Source organism: Amycolatopsis orientalis DSM 40040 = KCTC 9412 (assembly GCF_000478275.1).
Lineage (GTDB): Bacteria > Actinomycetota > Actinomycetes > Mycobacteriales > Pseudonocardiaceae > Amycolatopsis > Amycolatopsis orientalis.
In genome coordinates this window covers 127,037-144,936 of record NZ_ASJB01000043.1, presented here as the reverse complement: position 1 = coordinate 144,936, position 17,900 = coordinate 127,037, and the positions used below count along the sequence as shown (strand labels likewise).

Sequence of the window (17,900 nt, the reverse complement as noted above, 5' to 3'; positions counted from 1 at the left end):
CGAATCGGGCAAATTGCTCCATCCGAGTAGGGTCTTCGGCCCCTAGAGGGAACGCCGGAGCCTGGTGAAGAGGCGCGGTGAGTCGATCGCGAACACGCCGGTCAGGACGTCATCGCGGTGGAAGGCGGCCACGAAACGCTTCGACGTGACATCGCCCTCGACGATCCGGACGTCTTCGGTGGCCACTCCGGCGAACTGGATCCGGTGTCCGTACTGATCGGACCAAAAGTAACCGTGCCGGGCGAAATGCGTGACGGTCGAACCGGCGAGCAGATTGGCGACCGCCACGCCCGCCTGGTCGTTCGCGGCCGTCCAGTGTTCGGCGCGGATCCGCCTGCCGCGCAGGGGGCAGCGGTACCGCGCGACGTCACCCACCGCGATCACCCGGGGATTCGCTGTGACACAGCCGGAATCGACCAGCACCCCGTCGTCGACGGCGAGCCCGGAACCGGTCAGCCAGTCAGTGACCGGTCGCGCGCCCACTCCGGCGACGACGAGGTCCGCCGGGATCTCCCTCCCGTCCGCGAGCCGCACTCCGGTCACGCGATCGGTCCCGGTGAGACCGGCGACGGGAACGCCGGCGAGCAGCCGGACATCGTTCTCGGCGTGCAGCGCACCGCACACCGCGCCCATTTCCGGGCCGACGACCGACGCGAGCGGCACGGGCGTCGCCTCGATCACGGTGACGTCGTTGCCGAGCAGGCGGCACGCGGACGCGACCTCCGCGCCGATGAATCCCGCTCCGATGACGACCACCGAAGAAGGACCGGCCGCGAGGTCGCGTTTCAGCGAGGTGGCGTCCGCGAGCGTCCGCAAGGTGTGAACGCCTTTCAGATTCCTTGCCGCGCCAAGGGTTCTGGCGACCGCACCGGTCGCGATGACGTAGCCGTCCGCGGCGATCGTGGTGCCGTCGTCGAGCACCACGCCGTCGCCGCCGAGCTTTTCGGCACGCACGCCGAGGTGCCATTCGGCCTCGAGCGCGTCGAGACCGGCTTGCCCGGCGAGGGCGAGATCGTCGGCGGAAACCTTGCCCAGCAAGAAATCCTTCGACAGCGGCGGCCGATCATACGGCGGTTCCGCGCCGATCATCACCAGCCGTCCGCCGAAACCCCGCGCGCGCAGCTCCTGTGCCGACCGGAGTCCCGCCAGCGACGTCCCGACGACGGCGACGGTTCTCAGCGCCTGTCGGCGGAGCTGAAGTCGCACCTCGGAAAGGGACCGAACGCGTGAACCCGCCCCTGCCGAAGGCCCCGCTATCGCGGTGGCAGGACGCCCTGATCTGCCATCGAGAGGCGGAAGACCAGGCAGCGTCCTGCCGACGTCGATCGCGGACGCGGGTTCACCACAGACACTCAAGCCACTTCCTGGCGCGCCTCGGTGTCCACGTAGATCACGCCGTCGGCGACGACGACCGGGTAGGTGCGTACGGCGTCTTTCGCGGGCAGGCAGGCCGGGACGCCGGTCCGCAGGTCGAACCGCGCGGCGTGCAGCGGGCATTCGACGAAGCAGCCCTCGATCCAGCCGTCGGCGAGCGACGCGTCCTGGTGGGTGCAGGTGTCGTCCAGGGCGTAATAGCCGCCTTCGGCGTGGAAGACCGAAACGGGAACCGGGCCCTCCACACGGAGAGCCTCACCCTCGGGAAGTTCGGAGACGGAGCAGGCACGGATCATCGGGGCCTCCGGGGAAAGGACCGACGGTTTGTTGATGTTGCGTATTACGAGACGGGTCGTGCTCTGCGCAACAATCGCCCCCGAGGGGCCGGTGCGTCAAGGGATTCGCCCACTCAGCCGAACGGATGCGGGCGAAACGGCTACTGTTGCGTCATGCGGAACCAGGACGCGGGGAACGCAACACCCAGCCAGGTGCAGTCCGTCGACCGCGCGATCAGTGTGCTGGAACTGCTGGCACGCAACGGGGAAACGGGGATCACCGAGATCGCGGGCGAACTCGGCGTGCACAAGTCGACCGCTTCCCGGCTGCTGAGCGTCCTGGAATCCCGCGGCCTCGTCGAGCAGCTCGGCGAGCGCGGCAAATACGCGATCGGCTTCGGCGTCGTCCGGCTCGCCGGCGCCGCCACCGGCCGGATGGACCTGGCGAAACTGGGCAGGCAGACCTGCCAGGGACTGGCGGAAACCCTGGGCGAGACGGTCAACATCGCGATCGCCGACGACGGCGTCGCGATCAACATCAGCCAGGCCCGCGGCTCGGCCGCGATCACCACGCAGAACTGGACCGGCCAGCGCACCCCGCTGCACGCGACGTCCAGCGGGAAGGTCCTGCTCGCGTACATGGGAGACGTCGAGCGCAAACGTTTGCTCCGGCGGAAACTCGAACAGTTCACCCCGCGGACCACGGTCGATCCGGATGAGCTGACCGCCGAACTGGAGCGCGTGGCCGAGGACGGGTACGCGGCCTGTTTCGAGGAGCTGGAGCTGGGGATGCACGCGGTCGCGGTGCCGGTGCGCGGGCCGGGCGGCGACGTCGTCGCGGCGATGAGCGCGTCCGGTCCGTCGTACCGGCTTTCGAAGCAGCGGGTGCGGCAGATCGTCCGGCCGCTGACCGAGGCTTCCGCGGACCTCTCGGCTCAGCTGGGGTACTTCACCGAGTGAGGTGACCGGTCCTGTCACACCCCTCCAGCGCGCCATGAAAGGTCCTTTCCTTGCGAAATTTGCAAGGAAAGGACCTTTCATGGCGCGCGCGGGTTGAAGCAGCCGACCGTTTCGGCTCTTGACAGCGCGCCCGCACGTGCCGCACTTTGTTGCTGAAGACGGAACACCGCGCCTCATCCGCAACAACGCCTGTCACCCCGATGCCCGCATGTCCACTGTGGACACCCACGGGCAGGCAGGAGGTTCCCTCACCATGTCCCCCGGACCCCGTGTGGTCGTGATCGGCGCCGGTATCGTCGGCTGCGCGATCGCCGACGAACTGACCGAACGCGGCTGGACCGATCTCACCGTGCTGGAGCAGGGCGACCTGTTCACCACCGGCGGGTCCAGTTCGCATGCGCCCGGCCTGGTCTTCCAGACCACCGGCTGCCGCGCGATGACCGGGTTCGCCCGGTACACCGTCGCCAAGTACGGCGCGCTCGACCTCGACGGGAAGCCGTGCTTCCGGCCGGTCGGCGGGCTGGAGGTGGCCACGACGCCGGAACGGCTCGCCGATCTGAACCGACGGCACGGCTGGGCGACGGCGTCAGGGGTCGAAAGCAGGCTTGTCGATCCGGACGAGTGCGCCGCGCTGCATCCGCTGCTCGATCCGGCCAAGGTGCTCGGCGGCTTCCACATCCCGTCCGACGGCCTGGCCGCCCCGCTGCGTGCGGCCGAGGCGCAGGCTCGTCGCGCGATCGGGCGCGGCGCGAAGTTCCTCGCGCGCCAGAAGGTCGTCGGCATCGAAAGCGCGGGCGGGCGGGTCACCGGAGTCACCACCGGCACCGGGAGCTTCCGCGCGGACGTCGTGCTCTCCTGCGCCGGGATGTGGGGCCCGCTGCTCGGCGAACTGGTGGACCTCGTGATCCCGCTGGTCCCGATGGCGCATCAGTACGCGCGCACCAGTCCCCTGCCGTCCCTCGCCGGTGTGACCGAGGAGGCCACCGGGCCGATCCTGCGGCACCAGGACGCCGATCTCTACTTCCGTGAGCACGTCGACAGGATCGGTATCGGCGCCTACGGACACCGGCCGATGCCGTTGCCCGCCAAGGAGATCGGTGCCGGAGAGGGGATGCCGTCGGAACTGGCGTTCACCCCGGCGGACTTCGAGACGTCCTGGGCCGCCGCCGTCGGCCTGTTGCCCGCGCTCGGCGAGACCAAGGTCGAAGAGGGCATCAACGGCCTGTTCTCGTTCACCCCGGACGGGATGCCGCTCCTGGGCGAACATCCCGGTCTCGACGGGTTCTGGGTCGCCGAAGCCGTCTGGATCACGCATTCGGCCGGGGTCGCGCGGGCGATGGCGCGGTGGCTGGTGGACGGTCAGCCCGGCACGGATCTGCACGGCTGTGACCTCGCCAGGTTCGAGCGGGTGCAGCTGGCCCCGGACTACGTCATGACACGGAGTTGCCGGAGTTTCGTCGAGGTCTACGACATCGTCCATCCGTTGCAGCCCATGGAAGAACCGCGGCCGCTGCGCACGAGCCCGTTCTACGAGCGGCAAGTGGAACTCGGCGCGTTCTTCCTCGAAGCGGGCGGCTGGGAACGGCCGCACTGGTACGAGGCGAACGCGAACCTGCCCGAGGTCGACCTCATCCCCGCCCGCAACGACTGGGCCGCGCGGTACTGGTCACCGATCGGCGGCGCCGAAGCACTGGTCGCGCGGCAGCGGGCCGCGATGTTCGACATGACATCGCTGAAACGCGTGGAGGTCACCGGCCCCGGCGCGCTGCCGTTCCTGCAGACCATGACCACGAACCAGCTCGACAAGAAACCCGGTTCGGTCACCTACACCCTTCTGCTCGACGAGGACGGCGGCGTGCGCGGCGACCTGACCGTGGCCAGGCTCGGCGCCGAGCGGTTCCAGGTCGGGGTCAACAGCGCCATCGACATCGACTGGCTGCGGCGGCATCTGCCCGGTGACGGCGCCGCGCAGATCCACGAGACCACCCCGGGAACCTGTTGTATCGGCCTGTGGGGACCGCTCGCGAGGGCGGTGCTGCAACCACTGTCCACAACGGACTTCTCACACCAGGCCATGGGCTACTTCAAGGCGAAACAGGCCTACATCGGCCAGGTCCCGGTGACCGCGATGCGACTGTCCTATGTGGGCGAACTGGGCTGGGAGCTGTACACGAGCGCCGACCTCGGGCGCGAGCTGTGGGACACGCTCTGGGAAGCCGGGCGAAAGCACGGCGTCATCGCCGCCGGACGCGACGCGTTCTCCAGCATGCGGCTGGAGAAGGGCTACCGCCTGTGGGGCACCGACGTCACCGCGGAGCACGACCCGTTCGAGGCCGGACTCGGCTTCGCCGTGCGGATGGACAAGGGCTACTTCATCGGCCGGGACGCGCTGGCGGGCCGCTCGGAAGACACCGTCACGAGGAAGCTGACCTGTCTCACCATCGACGATCCGTACTCCGTCGTACTCGGGAAGGAACCGGTGTACGCCGAAGGCCGTCCCGTCGGCTACGTCACCAGTGCGGCGTACGGCTACAGCGTCGGGAAGAACATCGCGTACGCGTGGCTTCCCGCCGGGTCATCGATGCCGGGCACGCCGCTGGAGATCGAGTACTTCGGCGAGCGGATCCCCGCCATCGTGGCCCGGGAACCGCTGTTCGACCCCGGCATGACCCGGCTCAGGAGTGCCGCATGAGCGCATACGACGTCATCGTCATCGGCCTCGGCGGGATGGGCAGCGCGGCCGCGTACCGGCTCGCCCGGCGCGGGCAGCGGGTGCTGGGCATAGACCAGTTCGCGCCGGTGCACAGCCTCGGGTCCAGCCACGGCGGCTCGCGGGTCACCCGGCAGGCGTACTTCGAGGACCCGGCGTACGTCCCGCTGCTGGTGCGCGCGCACGAACTCTGGGATGGGATCGAACGCGACTCCGGCCGCGAGATCTTCACCCGCTGCGGCGGGATCATGCTCGGCGGCCCGGATTCCCGGACGGTGTCGGGAAGCCTGCTGAGCGCACGGAAATGGGGTCTGCCGCACGAGATACTGGACGCCGCCGAGGTCCGGCGCCGGTTCCCGACGATGAATCCGGCCGAGGACGAAATCGCGCTGTACGAGGAGAACGCCGGATTCGTGGTGCCGGAAGGCAGTGTGGCGGCACATTTACAGCTGGCCGCGCGGGCCGGAGCCGAGCTGCACCACGAGGAGAAGGTCCTTTCGTGGCACCAGACGTCCACCGGCGTCCGGGTCAGGACGTCGCAGAACTTCCACACCGCCGGGCAACTGGTGATCTGCCCCGGCGCCTGGGCCCCGGAACTGCTCACCGAACTCGGCGTCGACTTCACCATCGAACGCCAGGTCCAGTACTGGTTCGCGCCTTCGGGCGGGGCCGAGCCGTTCCGCTCCGAACGGCATCCGATCTATGTCTGGGAGGGCGAGAACGGCCGCCAGTTCTACGGCTTCCCGTCACACGACGACGCCGGGAGCGTCAAGGTCGCGTTCTTCCGCGGCGGCGAGACGTGTACGCCGGAGACCATCGACCGGACGGTGCACGCCGAAGAGGTCGCCGAGATCTCCGCGTTCGTCGGCCGGAAGATGCCGACGTTGCCCGGGACCTTCCTGCGCGCGGCGACCTGTATGTACACGAACACCCCGGACGAGCATTTCGTCATCTCCCGTCATCCCACCCACGAACGCGTGGTGATCGCCTGCGGATTTTCCGGGCACGGGTTCAAGTTCGTGCCCGTCGTCGGCGAGGTGCTCGCCGATCTGGTGGTGGACGGCGCCACCGCGCATCCGATCGCCCTGTTCGACCCGGCCCGCTTCGCCGGAGTCCCGAGATGACGAGTCTCATCCCGACACTGGCGGGCGGCTACTACACGAATCCCGGGATCTTCGCGGCCGAGCAGGAAAAGCTCTTCGAGCGGAAGTGGTTCTGCGCGGTACGTTCGGCGGATCTGCCCTCGGCGGGAGACTTCCGGACCGTCCGAATCGGACGCGAGAGCGTCATCGTCAGCCGCGGCCGGGACGGCGGGCTGCGAGCGTTCTTGAATGTCTGCCGTCATCGGGGCGCGCGGCTGTGCACCGAGGAGTCGGGCACGGTGAAACGGGCGTTCCAGTGCTCCTACCACGCGTGGACGTACGGGCTCGACGGGAAGCTGATCGCGGCGCCGAACCTGGCGAGCCTGCCGGACATCGACCGCACCGGCTACGGACTGCACTCCGTGCGCTTGCGGGAATGGCTGGGTTACGCGTGGGTCTGCCTCGCCGCGGACCCGCCGTCGTTCGAGGCCGACGTCGTCGGCGCGGTCCGCGAGCGGCTGGGCGACGTCGAGTCGATCGAGCGCTACGGCCTGGACGGGCTTTCGGTCGGGCGCCGGATCACCTACGACGTCAAGGCGAACTGGAAGCTGATCGTCGAGAACTTCATGGAGTGCTACCACTGCGCGACGATCCACCCCGAGCTGACCGAGGTGCTGCCCGAGTTCGCCGATGGATACGCGGCACAGTACTTCGTCGGGCACGGCGCCGAATTCGGCGAGGACGTCGACGGGTTCACCATCGACGGTGGTTCGGGCTTCGCGCGGCTCGACGGCGTCGCGAGTGAGCAGGACAGGCGGTACTACGCGATCACCATCCGGCCGCAGGTGTTCGTGAACCTGGTGCCGGACCACGTGATCTTCCACCGGATGTACCCGCTCGCGCCGGACCGGACGGTCGTGGAATGCGACTGGCTGTACTCGAAGGAGGTCGTCGAGTCCGGCCGGGACGTGTCGAGGTCGGTGGAGTTGTTCCACCGCGTCAACGAGCAGGACTTCGACGCTTGTGAACGCTGCCAGCCCGCGATGGCGTCCCGCGCCTACGCCGGAGGCGGGGTCCTGATGCCCTCGGAGCACCACATCGGCGAGTTCCACACCTGGCTACTCACGCATCTAGAGGACTGAATGCGGTAGTTGCGCGCGCAAGTACCGCATCCAGAGGACTAAACGCGAAGGGTGGCGGCCAGCGCGGCGGCATCGACACCGGCGACGCCGTCGAGGACGTGCCAAGGCGCGAGCCAGCCTGCCGCGGCGAGTTCGTCGTAGACCACCGAGCACCGCTTCTGGAGCGCGTCGTCGGTCTCGAAGGAATCCCGGGCACGGGCGGCGTCGCCCTCCGCTCGGCGCTGCGCGCGTTCGGCGGCGACGTCGGCGGTGACCCGCAGCAGCAGATGCGCGGCGGGCACCGGCAGCCCGAACCGGTCGATCTCCAGGCCGCGGAGCCACCGGACGAACTCACCGTCCGCGCCCTGGTGGAGCCGGGCGGCGCCGTACGCCGCGTTCGACGCGACGTACCTGTCGAGCAGCACGACGTCGTGATCGTCGAGCCGGGCGCGGATCTCGTCCGCCGCGCCCCGGCGGTCGAGCGCGTAGAGCATCGCCATGCCGTACACGGAGTCGGCGAGGTCGCCGTGCCCGCGGTGCAGCGCCTCGTGCACGAGGTCGGCGTGCACGCTTTCGCCGTAGCGCGGGAACGCGATCGACGTGACGCTCGCTCCGGCGGCGTTCAGCGCACCGGTCAGCGCGTCGGCGAGCGTCCGCTTCCCGGCGCCGTCCAAACCTTCGATCACCACGAGTTTTCCCACACCGACACCCTATGACGCGGTGGTCGACCGGCGGGCCAGACGGGTCAGCTCACGTCCGGCCCACCGGTCCGCTAGGGGACGCGCCGCTTCGAGTGCAGGAAGAAGCCGGCGATACCGATGAGGAGCAGCCCGCCGAAGATCAGCAGCGGGACGAAGCCGGTGTCCTGCGCGTCGGGCGCGGGACCGCCGTCGCCGCGAGGCATCACCTGGGCGTTGTAACCGCCGGCCTTGCCTTCCTGGGCGTAGGGCGAGCCCGCGAGCATCGCGCCGTACCGGCCGGAGACCGTCTTCTGGTACTCAGCGAGCGTGGCCGACGTACCGGCCGCGTAGCCGCCGGCGCCCGCGTCGAGCAGCGTCACCCGGCCGTCGCGCAGCGCGTACCAGGCGTCGACCTGGGGTTCGTGGAGCAGCGTCGCGCCTGCGGGCAGCCGCCGGGCCAGCGCGCTCTCCCGGTCGCCCGACGCGATGTTGCCGACCCGCCAGGCGCCGTCGTCACCGCGGACCGACCAGAGGGTCGCGGTCTGCCCGTCGGACGCCGTCACCGGGACGGCGACGTACGCGAGTTGCCCGGCGACCGCGCCGTCACCGGCGACGAAATCCCTCGAAAGCTCGTAAACCGGGAAGGTTTCGTCGACGACGCTGACCGACGGCGCCCGACCCGATCCACTCGTCTGGATGAAGAAGCGGCCGATCTCGGCACGCAGCGTGGGATCGTCGGCAGCCGCCTTCGCGGCCGCGAGATCTTCACTCGACAGTTGGTCCGCGCGCGCTCCGGGCGCCGACATCAGCAGGACCATCGCGACCAGGCCGGCGAGCCCGAGGATCCGCCGCGCGCTCATCGCCGGATCCCGGTGAGGGTGTGGGTCCAGGTGAAGGACCGGTTGCCGGCGTAGTAGTCGTAGGTCGACCAGTTGTAGCGGTTGCCGGTGGGCAGTGGATCCCCCCACGAGACCCACTTCCGGCCGGCGTCGTAGCCGTAGAGGACGTGCATGTGGCCGCCGCCCGCGGCCCAGCCGACCCGGGTCTGCACCGGCTGACCGGCGCCGGTCTGGGCCTGCACGGCGGAGTACGTGATGCGTCCCTTGACGTAGTTCCCCGGGGCCGAGAAGCCGAGCTTGCCGAACGCGCGGCGGACGTCGCCCAGCGTGCCGGGGCGGTCCGCGCAGTCCGGGCGCCGCTCGTCGTGGGCGATCCGGCAGAATTCGTTCTGGGCGACGGTCACGCCGTGGTGCGCGGCGATGGTGTTCCCGGAAGCCACCCAGCACCACTGCGACTTTTCCTGCACCTGCATGACGATGGGGTTCTGGTAGGCGGGGAGTTGACGGACCGGCGGCGAGGGCAGCGCGCTCGCCGGGGTCTGGACCGCGAGCCACGCCGCGAGCGTCACGGCGCCCGCGGCGCAAACCCTGCTCGAGAACACAGGCACGACGGGCCTCCTGGTCACCATGGCGAACCAATGTGGTCACAACGGTGAACAGAAGGTTCACGGAGAGCAAGATGGGCACTCGGCGGAACGGACCGTTCCGGGGCGTTTCCACACCCCGGAACGGTCACTCTTCCGGGGTCAACCACCCCGAACGGGGGACGTAGTGTTCACAGTGCGCTGCTAACGTGAACGTTCCGCAGTGTTCACGCTCAGCGCACACACTGGTCTGGTGAAAGGACGAGCGGTGACACGAGAGAGTGCTGATGCGTTCTCAGCGGGAAAGCACGCCTCGAACGGGGCTGACGCGTTCTCGACGGGGAAGCGTGCATCGAACGTGGACACCTCGACGATGATCGACGGAACACGGCGCCAACCCCTCGAAGCCCTGCCCAAAGAGCTGGTCGAAGCCCTGCGCAGCGGCGAGTTCCACCATGCGCTGCGGCAGGCGATCGCCTACCGCGGCCTCTCGCTCGCCCGGCTCCGCGCCCACCTCGGCCTCCGCGGTGTCCAAATCGGACAGTCGACGTTGAGCTACTGGCAACGCGGATTGCGCCAGCCGGAGGTACCCAAGGCGCTCCCGGCGGTCCGCGCCCTCGAATCGGTGCTGCAACTGCCCCCCGACGCGCTCGTCGTGCTGATCGGGCCGCGGACCGGGCGGGCGCGCGGGCACCAGATGGCCGCGTCGTTCCACGACATCCGGTCCGGCGACATGGGCTCGATCGTCGACCAGCTGCTGGCCGAGCTGGGCGCGTATCCGTCGTCCAACCGCTACAACGCCGACCTGGAGATGCTCGCTGTCCACGACACGATCACCTTCGACGCCGCGCACCGGCAGGTCGCCCTGCACACGCGGCTGGTGTGCCGGGCGCGCCGCCACGGCCCGGACCGGTACGTCACGGTCTACAACGGTGATCCCGGCTGCCATATCGGCGACGTCGAGCTGATCACCGCGGAGGGCTGCCGCGTCGGGCGGATCCGGCGCAACGCCGAGGCCGAGACGATGGCGACCGAACTGCTTTTCGACCGGAAACTCGCCGAGGGCGAGATCCACGTCTTCTGCTTCGAGGTCCGCGACGACTCCGGCACCGCGTCGCCCGGGTACTTCCGGATGCTGCGGGACCAGTGCTCCAGCTACCTCGTGCAGCTGAAGTTCGCGCTCGGCGCGCTGCCCGCCCGCTGCACCCGGCAGTTCCGGACGCGCGACGACGCCGTGCCCGTCGAATCCGAGGAGCTGCCGTGCGACATGGGCGGCGTGACCAGCGGCTACTTCAGCGACGCCGGACCGGGGCTGGCCGGCATCGAGGTCGAGTGGCGCTAGCGCGTGCAATGAGCCTTTTTCACCCTGGTGTCGCTCGCCGGAAGTTCGTACCGGAAGTCTGGCTCCTTCCCATCACGCGAGTTCCGTCTCTGGGCACAGATCTCTCGCGCCCAGGTACCACGAGTGCCGAACTCGCGTGATCCAGAGGGACACACCCGTGACTGGAAGCGACACTCACGTGATTGGGGGCGGAACTCGGCCACAAGGCGAGCACCCACTTCCAGCACGAATTTCCAGCGCAGGACGCTGGGTTCCGAGGTGGGGGTGTCGTGAGTGGTAAGTGTCGTTAGAACGACACTTACCACTCACGACCCTGAGCTTTCGGGGCCGACGACTGGGGCGGTGGGCTCTGACCGGCGGCGTGTCCCGGGTCCTGAGGGGCCTGACCTCTCGCAATTAGTCGACTACTTGCGACCGTCAGCACCGCCAACCAGGATGAAAAGGCGCAATGAAAGGCCCCTTCATGGCAGCGGTCAGTACCGGTAGTGGTCCGTCTTGAACGGGCCTTCGACGTCCACGTCGATGTACTCGGCCTGATCCTTGGTCAGCTTCGTGAGCTCGCCGCCGAGCGCGTCGAGGTGGATCTTCGCGACCTTCTCGTCGAGCTTCTTCGGGAGGCGGAAGACCTCCTTGTCGTACTCCTCGTACTTGGTGAACAGCTCGATCTGCGCGATCACCTGGTTGGAGAAGCTGTTCGACATCACGAACGACGGGTGCCCGGTCGCGTTGCCCAGGTTCAGCAGACGCCCTTCCGACAGCACGATGATGCTCTTGCCGTCCGGGAACACCCACTCGTCGACCTGCGGCTTGATGTTGATGCGCCGGATGCCCGGGTAGCGCTGCAGGCCCGCCATGTCGAGTTCGTTGTCGAAGTGGCCGATGTTGCCCAGGATCGCCTGGTGCTTCATCTTCGCCATGTGCTCGACGAGCACGACGTCCTTGTTGCCGGTGGTCGTGATGATGATGTCGGCCTCGCCGAGGACGTTCTCCAGCCGCTTGACCTGGTAGCCGTCCATCGCGGCCTGCAGCGCGCAGATCGGGTCGATCTCGGTGACGATCACCCGCGCACCCTGGCCGCGCAGCGATTCCGCGGCGCCCTTGCCGACGTCGCCGTACCCGCAGACGACCGCGACCTTGCCGCCGATGAGGACGTCGGTGCCGCGGTTGATGCCGTCGATCAGCGAGTGCCGGATGCCGTAGCGGTTGTCGAACTTCGACTTGGTCACCGCGTCGTTCACGTTGATCGCCGGGAACAGCAGCTCACCGGCCGCGGCGAGCTGGTAGAGCCGCAGCACGCCGGTGGTGGTCTCCTCGGTGACGCCCCGGATGCCCTCGCCGATCTTGGTCCACTTGCCGGTGTCGGCCGCGACCGAGGCGCTCAGCAGCTGCAGGAAGACGCGGAACTCGTCCGAGGTGTTCTCGTCCGGCGAGGGGACGACACCCGCCTTCTCGAACTCGGTTCCCTTGTGCACCAGCATGGTGGCGTCGCCGCCGTCGTCGAGGATCATGTTGGGCCCGATCTCACCACTGTCGTCCCAGGTGAGCATCCGCTCGGTGCACCACCAGTACTCCTCCAGCGACTCGCCCTTCCAGGCGAACACCGGGACACCCTTCGGCTCCTCGGTGGTGCCGTGCGGGCCGACGACGACCGCGGCGGCGGCGTGATCCTGCGTCGAGAAGATGTTGCAGGAGGCCCAGCGCACTTCCGCACCCAGGGCGACGAGGGTCTCGATCAGCACCGCGGTCTGTACCGTCATGTGCAGCGAGCCCGAGACCCGGGCTCCCCGCAGGGGATACACCTCGGCGTACTCGCGGCGCAGCGCCATCAGGCCGGGCATCTCGTGCTCGGCGAGGCGGATCTCCTTGCGGCCGAACTCGGCGGCCTCGAGATCGGCGACGGCGAACTCGATGCCGTTGCGGGTGTCGTGCCGCTTCGCAACGCTTTCGGGGGTCATATGTGCGCTTCCTCCAAGGATGGATGACATCGGAACAGTACCGTTGTCGGCTCAACGCCAACTGGAACGGTTTGGAGGCCTTCACCGTGGTCATGCCGGGTCCCGACACTCGCGTCGTCGAAATACGCGTACCCGGGCTAGTGGGCACGAGCGGTGAAAGCCTGCTGGATTCGACGTCGGTGGTCGACGTCGCGGGCGACGGGATCGGCAGGCTGATCCGGCCGTCGGACCGGCTGCGCCGTCCCGCTCCCGGTCCGGTGCTGCCCGCGCTCGGCCGTTCGATCCCGCGCATCCTCGAAGGCTACCTGTGGAGCGGGATGACGTCGGGGGGCGCGGCCAAGGCCACCTGGGCGCTGCTGTTCCCCTTCTCGCTGGCGAACGTCGCGCACTGGATGCTGCCGCCGGTCCCGGAGGGCAAGCGGTTCGCCGCGGTGCTCGGCACCACGTGCCGCGGTGTGCTGAGGGTGGCCTCGCTGCTGCTGACCATGTTGCTGATCAGCCAGCTCGCGGTGGTCTCGCTCGACCTGTTCGCCGCGCAGTGCCTCGCGCCCGGCTCGGCCTGTCTGCCGGGCGCGCCGTCTTTCCTGCGGGATTTCGCGCCGCTGCGGACCGCGATCGGCGTGCTGCCGCTGCTGGTGCTGATCTTCGTCCTCGACCGGATCCCGTCGTCGGACTGGCGTTCACGGAACCGGCTGCACCGCGAACACAGTTCGAGCCCGCTGCAACCGCAGGACCTGCCGCGGACGCCCGGCCTGCGCACGCTGCACACCGTCGCCGCCTTGACCTGTGTCGCGCTTCCGTTGCTCGGCGGGCCGTTCCGGCTGCCGACCGCGACGTTCGACCTGGTCGTCTGGATCTGCGCGCTGGCGCTCGTCCTCGCCGCGCTCGTGGCCTCGACGGTCGGTTTCTCGGCCGGGCCGGTGGTCCGCGGCGGGCTGATCGCGTTCGCCGTCGCGCTGGTCGGGATCGCCGTCGTCCGCCGGACCCCGCTGCCCGCCGGGCTGACCGGTGGCGGTCTCGGCGGAGCGGACGGGACGGTCGAAGCGCTCGGCGCGGCGATGGTGGCGGTGACCGTGCTGTTCGCGCTGCTGCTCGTCCCGGCGGCGTTGCTGGGCCGTCCCACCTGGAAGCATCTGCCGCACCGGTTGCGGCCGTGGCTCGGCGGCTGGGCGGCCGCCCCGGTCATCGCGCTCGCCGGTCTGCTCGGCGGCGGTTTCGGCGCGGGACTAGCGGTCGCGCTGCGGCAACTGGTCGGCGCGAACGATCTGCGGCTGCCCGACACCTACGTCCTGGTGACGGTGCTGTGGGGCGCCGGACTCGCCCTCGCCGTCGTGCTCGGCGTGCTCGGCTTCGCGGTGGCCGTCCCGCTGCGGCGGCTGAGGCGCGGCATCCCGAAGATCGTCGAGCTGATGGAGATCGGCAAGGCTCAGGAAGAGGAGGCCGCGCGCGTCTGGGCCCGTGCCTCCTGGGAACGCAAGCATTTGCACCACCTCGCGCTCACGGTCGCGCTCGCGATGGCGGCGGGCGGCGGCGCGCTTTTGGTGGTGCGGTTCGGTTTCGGGCATCTGCCAGGCTGGTTCACCCCGCTTTCGACGATCGGTGTGTTCGCCCTCGGCGCGCTGGCCGCCGGTCTGCTGCGGGTCGTGTTCGCCGCGGCGACGACGCCCAAGCGCAGCCGTCACCTCGGCGCGCTGGCGGACCTCGTGTGCTTCTGGCCGCGCGCCGCGCATCCGACCGTTCCGCCGAGTTACGCGCTCAAGGTCGTCCCGGAACTCGCGGACCGGGTCAAGGAACATCTGGCCGATCCCGGCACCCGGGTCGTGCTGTCCGGGTACAACCTCGGCAGCCTGCTGACCGTGCTCGCCGCGGCGCGTGTGATCGCCGATCTCCCGCCGGAGGACCGCGAACGCGTCGGGCTGCTGACCGCGGGCTCCCCGCTGCAGTGGGGTTATCAGCGGGCCTTCCCCGCGATGCTGCCGCAGGCGCAGCTCGCCGGGCTGTACGAGGATCTCGACGGCCGGTGGCGGGCACTGTGCCGCGGCACGGACATCTTCGGCGGCGGCGTCACGACGTGGCGGCACCGCGTGGTGGGCGGGAAACTGCTGGGCGACGGCTATCTGCCCGGCGGCGGCACCGGGCCGCTGGCCGCGGAAGCCGACGAGCAGGGCGTCCTCGTGCTCGGCGGCGATCACTGGCTGCCCGACCCGATGCGCGGCCCGACCGGACGGCACCGCTGGGCGCCCGGCGTCCTCAAGCACACGGACTACGTCGTCGACGCCGAATGGGACAACGCCGTCGCGATGGCCGCCGGACTCGGCCGTCCCCGCCCGACGAACCCTTGGGGCGAGCAGGGATCGCTCTTCGGCGACTTCCCCCAAATGCGCTGAAGGGAACTTTCCCCGAGTAGGACGCAGCGAAAGGGCCCTTCACCGCATGACATGCGGTGAAGGGCCCTTTCAGCTACCTACGTCAGTTGGCCTTGCGACGCACGCGCAGCAGGACCAGGACGCCGACACCGGCCAGGACCAGCAGGCCACCGGCCCACAGCAGCCAGGCGTTGTCGAAACCGGTGTCCGCGAGGCCGCCGCCGTTGCCACCGTTACCGCCGACCGCGGGGGCCGGGGCGGTGGTGCTGCTCGGGGTTTCCGACGTCTGGGTCGGCTTGCCCGAGGTGGTCGGGGCGGACGTCGGCGGCTTGGCCGTGGTGGTCTTCGTCGGCTCGGTCGGCTTCGTCGGCTCGGTCGGCTTGGTCTTCTTTTCACCACAGGCGAACCAGTGGCTGATGTCGGCCTGCTGACCGCCGCCGTTCATCGGCGAGCGCAGCTTTTCCCACGGCGGGGTCGCGGCGAGGCCACGCTTGCCGGGCTCGTAGATGTTGTAGCCGTCGCCGCCCTTGACCACGATCGCGGTGACGGTGACACCTTCAGCGACCGCGGTGATGTTGAGGTACTTGTCCTTTTCGGTGCCACCGGTGAAGGTCAGGTCCTTCGTGGAGATCTCGGTGCCAGGGAGCTTGGCCTTCTCACAGGTGCTGACGTTCTTCGGGGTCGGGATGGCCCGGCCGTCGTCGGTGTGGCACGCCAGCGCGGTGCCCGTGACACCGAGCAGGGCGGCGGTCGCCAGCGCGACGACGGTGGCGGCGGAGCGGACACGCCGTCCGGTGATGATCTGCATTCAGAGCTCTCCTGTACCGATCGGGGGACAAACGAGCAAAGCGAGGTGCCTCTTTAGGGGTGAAGGTCAACTCGCGGTGCTTCTACACGAGCCCCGTTCACCCACCAGGGGGAAGTAAGAGCCCGGACGCTATCGCACACCGATTTCACACCGAAACCGGGGCCCCGAACAGCGCGGCCCACCATCCACAAAGGAATGGTGGGCCGCCGAAACGAGAATGATCAGTCCGATACGGACGCCGTGACCTCGCCCTTGTTCTTCTTGCCGAGAAGCGAATGACGACGGCCGTAGGCGAAGTAGATGACGACGCCCAGCGCCATCCACGCCAGGAAGCGCAGCCAGGTCAGCACGGTCAGGTTCAGCATCAGCCAGAGACAGGCGACGATCGCCAGGATCGGGATCACCGGAACCCACGGCACCCGGAACGCGCGGGGCAGATCGGGCCGGGTCTTGCGCAGCACCAGCACACCCGCGGAGACCAGAACGAAAGCGAAAAGCGTCCCTACGTTGACCATTTCCTCGAGTTTGTCCGCCGGGAAGAACGTCGCCGCGACCGCGACCAGCCCGCCGACGACGATGGTCGCCCGCTTCGGCGTGCCGTGCTCCCCCGTCTTCGCGAGCCCGCGCGGCATCAGGCCGTCACGCGACATCGCGAAGATGATCCGGATCTGGCCGAGCATCAGCACCATGACGACGGTCGTCAGACCGGCGAGGGCACCGACGGAAATGATGTTGGCCGCCCAGTCGACGCCGTTGGCCGCGAACGCGGAGGCGAGCGTCTTCTTGCCGCCGTCGCCGGCCGAGGTCGCGAGATCCTTGTAGTTCACCATGCCGACGACCACGAGCGACACGGCCACGTACAGCACCGTGACGATGGCGAGCGAGCCGAAGATGCCCCGGGGCACGGCCTTCTGCGGGTTGCGGGTCTCTTCGGCGGTGGTCGCGACGATGTCGAACCCGATGAACGCGAAGAACACCAGCGACGCCGCGGCCAGCAGGCCGAAGACGCCGAACGCGCTGCTGCCGCCACCGGCGACCAGCGAGAACAGCGACTGGTCGACCCCGGTGGACGCCGATTCCGCGGCGGGCTGCGCGTCCGGGACGAACGGGGTGTAGTTCGAACCCTTGATGTAGAAGATGCCGAGCACGATCACGAACAGCACCACCGCGACCTTGATCCCGGTGATCACCATCGAGAACCGCGACGACAGCTTGGTGCCGACGGCGAGCAGCGTCGCCAGCACGAGCACCACGAGCAGGGCGCCCCAGTCGACCGGGACCGGGCCGATCTCGAAGGTCGTCTTCGTGCCCTTGCCGAAAATGTAGGAGAGCACGGTTTCGAGGTACGCGGACCAGCCCTTCGACACCGCGGCCGCGCCGACCGCGAGTTCGAGGATGAGGTCCCAGCCGATGATCCACGCCATGAACTCGCCGAACGTGGCGTAGGAGAACGTGTACGCGCTCCCGGCCACCGGGACGGTCGACGCGAATTCCGCGTAACAGAGGGCGGCCAGCGCGCAGGCGATGGCCGCGAACACGAACGCGAGCGAGACCGACGGCCCCGCGAAGTCACCGGCCGTCCGCGCGGTGAGGGTGAAGATCCCGGCACCGATGACGACGGCGACACCGAAGACGGTCAGGTCCCACGCACCCAGGTTCCGCCTGAGCTTGGTCCCCGGCTCGTCGGTGTCAGCGATCGACTGCTCGATGGATTTCGTACGCCACAGACCATTCCCGGGCACCCTTGACCTCCTACACCTCACTGCGGTTCAACGGACCCTATCTCCCGGCCGGAACGCGAGCG

Annotated in this window: 14 protein-coding genes; 6 read left to right on the top strand and 8 right to left on the bottom strand. The window is 69.0% G+C overall.

Annotated elements, in window-relative coordinates; all coding sequences use genetic code 11:
• Positions 1-42: 42 nt before the first annotated feature.
• Together L324_RS12550 and L324_RS12545 are read right to left on the bottom strand one after the other, a co-directional pair.
• Positions 43-1,179 (bottom strand): NAD(P)/FAD-dependent oxidoreductase, encoded by a 1,137-nt coding sequence (locus L324_RS12550; protein WP_037306836.1) that lies wholly within the window; start codon positions 1,177-1,179, stop codon positions 43-45.
• A 173-nt stretch (positions 1,180-1,352) separates the two neighbouring features.
• Positions 1,353-1,670: a bifunctional 3-phenylpropionate/cinnamic acid dioxygenase ferredoxin subunit gene (locus L324_RS12545; protein WP_037306578.1), complete on the bottom strand. Its 318-nt coding sequence runs from the start codon at positions 1,668-1,670 to the stop codon at positions 1,353-1,355.
• 153 nt (positions 1,671-1,823) lie between these two features.
• On the opposite strand from L324_RS12545, the gene L324_RS12540 reads away from it, so the two are divergent.
• From L324_RS12540 to L324_RS12525, 4 genes are all read left to right on the top strand, one after another.
• Positions 1,824-2,609, top strand: coding sequence for an IclR family transcriptional regulator (locus L324_RS12540; RefSeq protein ID WP_037306576.1), 786 nt, complete (start codon positions 1,824-1,826; stop codon positions 2,607-2,609).
• A gap of 253 nt (positions 2,610-2,862) precedes the next feature.
• Entirely contained in the window at positions 2,863-5,301 is a 2,439-nt protein-coding gene (locus tag L324_RS12535) for a GcvT family protein (protein ID WP_037306573.1), read from the top strand.
• On the top strand, positions 5,298-6,443 hold the full coding sequence (gene solA / locus L324_RS12530; RefSeq protein WP_037306571.1) for an N-methyl-L-tryptophan oxidase: 1,146 nt from the start codon (positions 5,298-5,300) through the stop codon (positions 6,441-6,443). Before L324_RS12535 ends, solA begins: the two co-directional genes overlap by 4 nt.
• The gene (locus tag L324_RS12525; protein ID WP_037306569.1) at positions 6,440-7,543 is read left to right on the top strand and encodes an aromatic ring-hydroxylating oxygenase subunit alpha; all 1,104 of its coding nucleotides are present in this window, start codon (positions 6,440-6,442) and stop codon (positions 7,541-7,543) included. The genes solA and L324_RS12525 overlap by 4 nt, the downstream gene beginning before the upstream one ends.
• Positions 7,544-7,581: 38 nt before the next feature.
• On the opposite strand, the gene L324_RS12520 is transcribed toward L324_RS12525, so the two are convergent.
• From L324_RS12520 to L324_RS12510, 3 genes are all read right to left on the bottom strand, one after another.
• Positions 7,582-8,211: a dTMP kinase gene (locus tag L324_RS12520; RefSeq protein WP_081736306.1), complete on the bottom strand. Its 630-nt coding sequence runs from the start codon at positions 8,209-8,211 to the stop codon at positions 7,582-7,584.
• Between the two features lie 83 nt (positions 8,212-8,294).
• Entirely contained in the window at positions 8,295-9,062 is a 768-nt protein-coding gene (locus tag L324_RS12515; RefSeq protein ID WP_037306566.1) for a hypothetical protein, read from the bottom strand.
• Entirely contained in the window at positions 9,059-9,643 is a 585-nt protein-coding gene (locus L324_RS12510) for a papain-like cysteine protease family protein (protein ID WP_037306565.1), read from the bottom strand. The genes L324_RS12515 and L324_RS12510 overlap by 4 nt, the downstream gene beginning before the upstream one ends.
• A gap of 355 nt (positions 9,644-9,998) precedes the next feature.
• On the opposite strand from L324_RS12510, the gene L324_RS12505 reads away from it, so the two are divergent.
• The gene (locus L324_RS12505; protein ID WP_037306834.1) at positions 9,999-10,967 is read left to right on the top strand and encodes a hypothetical protein; all 969 of its coding nucleotides are present in this window, start codon (positions 9,999-10,001) and stop codon (positions 10,965-10,967) included.
• Between the two features lie 473 nt (positions 10,968-11,440).
• Here L324_RS12505 and ahcY read toward each other — a convergent pair whose 3' ends face one another.
• On the bottom strand, positions 11,441-12,922 hold the full coding sequence (gene ahcY / locus L324_RS12500; protein WP_037306564.1) for an adenosylhomocysteinase: 1,482 nt from the start codon (positions 12,920-12,922) through the stop codon (positions 11,441-11,443).
• A gap of 92 nt (positions 12,923-13,014) precedes the next feature.
• Here ahcY and L324_RS12495 point away from each other — a divergent pair, with 92 nt between their 5' ends.
• Positions 13,015-15,309, top strand: coding sequence for a hypothetical protein (locus tag L324_RS12495; RefSeq protein ID WP_051173878.1), 2,295 nt, complete (start codon positions 13,015-13,017; stop codon positions 15,307-15,309).
• A gap of 82 nt (positions 15,310-15,391) precedes the next feature.
• On the opposite strand, the gene L324_RS12490 is transcribed toward L324_RS12495, so the two are convergent.
• Positions 15,392-16,096, bottom strand: coding sequence for an LPXTG cell wall anchor domain-containing protein (locus L324_RS12490; protein ID WP_051173869.1), 705 nt, complete (start codon positions 16,094-16,096; stop codon positions 15,392-15,394).
• Positions 16,097-16,317: 221 nt separating this feature from the next.
• Positions 16,318-17,838, bottom strand: a complete 1,521-nt coding sequence (locus L324_RS12485; protein WP_037306562.1) for an amino acid permease — start codon at positions 17,836-17,838, stop codon at positions 16,318-16,320.
• Between the last annotated feature and the right edge of the window lie 62 nt (positions 17,839-17,900).

Coding starts and splice junctions, on each gene's coding strand:
- L324_RS12545 (WP_037306578.1), bottom strand. CDS start 1,670: ATGATCCGTGCCTGCTCCGTCTCCGAACTTCCCGAGGGTGAGGCTCTC.
- L324_RS12540 (WP_037306576.1), top strand. CDS start 1,824: ATGCGGAACCAGGACGCGGGGAACGCAACACCCAGCCAGGTGCAGTCC.
- L324_RS12535 (WP_037306573.1), top strand. CDS start 2,863: ATGTCCCCCGGACCCCGTGTGGTCGTGATCGGCGCCGGTATCGTCGGC.
- solA (WP_037306571.1), top strand. CDS start 5,298: ATGAGCGCATACGACGTCATCGTCATCGGCCTCGGCGGGATGGGCAGC.
- L324_RS12525 (WP_037306569.1), top strand. CDS start 6,440: ATGACGAGTCTCATCCCGACACTGGCGGGCGGCTACTACACGAATCCC.
- L324_RS12515 (WP_037306566.1), bottom strand. CDS start 9,062: ATGAGCGCGCGGCGGATCCTCGGGCTCGCCGGCCTGGTCGCGATGGTC.
- L324_RS12505 (WP_037306834.1), top strand. CDS start 9,999: ATGATCGACGGAACACGGCGCCAACCCCTCGAAGCCCTGCCCAAAGAG.
- ahcY (WP_037306564.1), bottom strand. CDS start 12,922: ATGACCCCCGAAAGCGTTGCGAAGCGGCACGACACCCGCAACGGCATC.
- L324_RS12495 (WP_051173878.1), top strand. CDS start 13,015: ATGCCGGGTCCCGACACTCGCGTCGTCGAAATACGCGTACCCGGGCTA.
- L324_RS12490 (WP_051173869.1), bottom strand. CDS start 16,096: ATGCAGATCATCACCGGACGGCGTGTCCGCTCCGCCGCCACCGTCGTC.